The organism is Rhodoferax sp. UBA5149, from assembly GCF_002413825.1.
In the GTDB taxonomy this organism is placed as follows: Bacteria; Pseudomonadota; Gammaproteobacteria; order Burkholderiales; family Burkholderiaceae_C; genus Rhodoferax.
In genome coordinates, this window is sequence record NZ_DHXT01000230.1 from 7,240 (window position 1) to 10,635 (window position 3,396).

A 3,396-nucleotide genomic window follows, 5' to 3' on the forward strand; every position below is an offset into this window, starting at 1 on the left:
CGCGGCGCCTTCCCGCTGTTCAATGCCGACCTGTACCTCAGTGGCCAGACCTTTGCATCACGCTTGCCAGCCACCTTGAAAGAACGCGTTCGTGCTCACGGACTCCGCAATTCGCACCTGCTCTCCATTGCGCCCACCGGCACCATCAGCTTGGCATTTGCGGATAACGCCAGCAACGGGATCGAACCTGCGTTCAGTTGGACTTACACCCGCAAAAAACGCATGGCTGACGGCAGCTTCAAAGAGTATGCGGTGGAGGACCACGCCTGGCGTCTTTATCGCCACCTGCGTGGGGAAAATGCGGCACTCACGCCAGCCTTCGTTACGGCACTTGAGATGAGCGCGCAGGCCCACGAAGCGATGGTGGCCGTTGTGGCGCCTTTCATTGACACCGCCATCTCCAAAACTGTCAACGTCCCGGTGGATTACCCCTATGCCGACTTTCAGGACCTGTACATGGACGCATGGCTGTCTGGCTTGAAGGGTCTGGCCACCTACCGACCTAACTCGGTGTTGGGATCGGTCCTGAGCGTCACCCCCACCACGGCACCCACTACCGCGACGCCCCTGCAAATCGACGGTGCCAATCACCGTTTGGCACTGGAGCGCCTGCCCGCGCCTGTGTTGTCGTCCCTGCGCTGGCCGAGCCGCCCCGAACTGCCTGCGGGCAACCCGGCATGGACTTTCATGGTGCACCACCCGTTTGGCGACTTCGCACTGTTCGTGGGCGAACTGGCGCCCGAAGAAGGAGGCGCACCGAAACCCTTCGAGGTGTGGGTCAACGGCACCGACCAGCCGCGCGGTTTGGGGGCACTCTCGAAGACGCTTTCCATGGACTTGCGTGCCAATGACCCGGCGTGGCTGCAATTGAAACTGGACGCCTTGGCCACGGTGGCAGAAGAGCATTCGTTTGAGATGCCATTTCCACCGCACGGTGAACTCCGTTTATTCCCCGGTGTGGTTGCCGCCACGGCAGCGGTCATTCGCTGGCGCTGCGATCAACTCAAAGCCCTGCCGGGCCAGGACACCAAGGTACCAACACCCGTGCTGGATGCGATGTTCAGCCGGGGTGAGCCGCAAACCGGCCCGTCCGGTACGCTCGCGTGGTCGGTCGACGTGGACAATCCCGCCACGGGCGAAGCCTTCACGGTCACGCTCAAAGAAGTTACCCTGCCCGGCCATGACGGCGCTATCGTCACCCGGCCTTGCGCCGTGGGCTTCTCAGGCAACTACCCCAGAGCCCTTGATGGATTGGCCCGACTGCTGTCGCTGGACATGCGGGTGATCGATCCTGCCTGGATCGGCATGAAGTTACGCAAGCTGCTGAACTACGCCGAACCACTGGGTCATTTCATGGCCTTCGTGCCGGGTCTGCCACACGGTGAGCGTCGTCAGCAGACCTGGCCCTCCACGGTGGCGTATGTCTCACGCCTGATCATCCACCGCTATGCCATGCTGGGTGTGCTGGACGAGGAAGGTTTTCCATTGCGCGACATGGGCGTGCTGGACGCCCCAAAAAATCAGGGAACATCAAGCACCATGGCCGGCAAAGTTTGCCCGGAGTGCGGAAACCCCACCGTCATTCACAAGGACGGTTGTGATTTCTGTACTGCTTGCGGCTATGTTGGGCAATGCGGTTGATGGCTGCTCTGGCCCGTTAGCTTGAACCCGGCGCGTTCAGTCGCGCACCACCAGAACGGGCAGGCGGGTGTGCGCCAGAACCGCTTGCGTGACGCTGCCAAGCACCAGCTTTTCCAGGCCACTGCGACCGTGCGAGCCCATGACGATCAAATCGGCCTGCATTGACTCGGCCGCCTGCACCACCCCCCGCCAGGCGGCGTGAGCTTCAATCACCGAGGTATCCACGCTGACACCGGCGCCTTCAAACGCGGTCTTCGCCGCCTTGATCGCCGCGTTAGCCTCTGCGGTAGCGGCACTCAAGTATTCGGCCTGGCCATACGCAAAATCCGTCCCCACCCCGGTAAACGGGTAGGGATCGATGACAAAAATCGCCGTGACACGTCCGCCAAAGGCTTTGGCCAAACCGATCGCCTTCTCAACTGCCAGTTGTGCGGTAGATGAGCCATCCACGGGAACGAGTATGTGATTGAACATGATGAGAACTCCTTGTAATTTGATGGCGTCAAGTGTCTGATTGACTCGCCTGAAAAGGCTTGACCATCATCAACTCATCGACTATCTGCCTGGAAACCTGCGGCGCGCAGGGTCACGACCAGCGTATCACGATGGCCGCCCTGCATGCCTGCTTGTATCGGCTGAATTGGCGTTGATTCATGAATCACGCGCGAATCGTCCAGCAGCAGAACCGACCAGGGCTCGGTCAGTATGAAGCGTTGGCCGTTCGGCCCATCAGCATCAAACACCCGAGTCTCGCCGCCCTTGATCCCTTCTCGGTTCACCAGAAACACCGCAACCATATCGACACCGTCGCGATGGGCGCCCTCTGGCGTGGGTCGGCCGATACCATCGGTGGTATCAATGCGAAACTGGTGCGCCTCCACAAACCACGGTTTAACGCCTTTCAGACCAGAGCACACACCGCCCAGCCACAGCAACAATTGGTTCCACACCGGCGGAGTGAGCAACTCGGGTGACATCGGCTCAAACAACCGTTGCATGCCGCCATGCAAGGCGTTGTACTCTACCGGCTGCCAGTGCGCCCGATGGGGCACCTGGGTCACTTGCCCGTCGTGCACCGTGAAGCAGGAATGGCGACGTCGGCGGTAGTGACCGCCATCCTTGAGGTACTGGTCCGTAGGAAGTTCGGCCCACAGAGGCCGCAAGGCGTCCAGATCATCAACCGGGCATCCGCTCAGAAGGCTCACGCTACGCGCGTCCAGCACGCCGTAGCCTTGCTGTCGCAACACCGCAGCGAGTTCACCGGGCGCGACCAATGGAGGAGAAAACGTTGTGCTCATGGAGCCTGAGCTTAACGCCTCAAATATCTTCCGGCACCATCTTGATGGCGCCGCACGGGCATTCAGCGACGCAGATGCCGCAGCCCTTGCAGTAGTCGAGGTTGAAATCAAAACCCTTGCCGGGTCCGTGTTTGATGACCGCGTTGTCCGGGCACACGCCGTAGCAGTTGTCGCATTCAAAGCAGTTGCCGCAGGACAGGCAACGCCGCGCCTCGAACAAGGCGTTGCTTTCATCGAGTCCGCCTTGCACCTCCTCGAAGGTGGATTGGCGACGGATCATGTCCAGCATGGGGCGCACCGTCTTGGGTGCGTCGCTGTAGTACCAGGTGTTGAGCTTGTCAAAACTGGCGAGCTCGGTCTTCGGTGGTGGCGCATACACGTCGCCGCGAAGCCAGCTGTCGATGTTGCGCGCGGCTTTCTTGCCGTGGCCAATGGCGACCGTGACGTTGCGCTCGGC

The 3,396-nt window shown here is 60.8% G+C and carries 3 protein-coding genes and 1 pseudogene; 1 reads left to right on the forward strand and 3 read right to left on the reverse strand.

The features are described from left to right. Window positions 1–1,641, forward strand: a pseudogene (locus B3V69_RS20320) (ribonucleoside-diphosphate reductase, adenosylcobalamin-dependent); the annotation flags it as partial. 36 nt (window positions 1,642–1,677) lie between these two features. On the opposite strand, the gene B3V69_RS20325 reads toward B3V69_RS20320, so the two are convergent. From B3V69_RS20325 to B3V69_RS20335, 3 genes are all read right to left on the reverse strand, one after another. After that, entirely contained in the window at window positions 1,678–2,115 is a 438-nt protein-coding gene (locus tag B3V69_RS20325) for a universal stress protein (protein ID WP_296449535.1), read from the reverse strand. Between the two features lie 74 nt (window positions 2,116–2,189). Further along, a complete protein-coding gene (locus B3V69_RS20330) occupies window positions 2,190–2,939 on the reverse strand; it encodes a 2OG-Fe dioxygenase family protein (protein WP_296449537.1) in 750 nt (249 codons plus the stop codon). Window positions 2,940–2,958: 19 nt separating this feature from the next. Next, the coding region (locus tag B3V69_RS20335) for a 4Fe-4S binding protein (protein WP_296449540.1) at window positions 2,959–3,396 on the reverse strand (438 nt) is incomplete at its 5' end.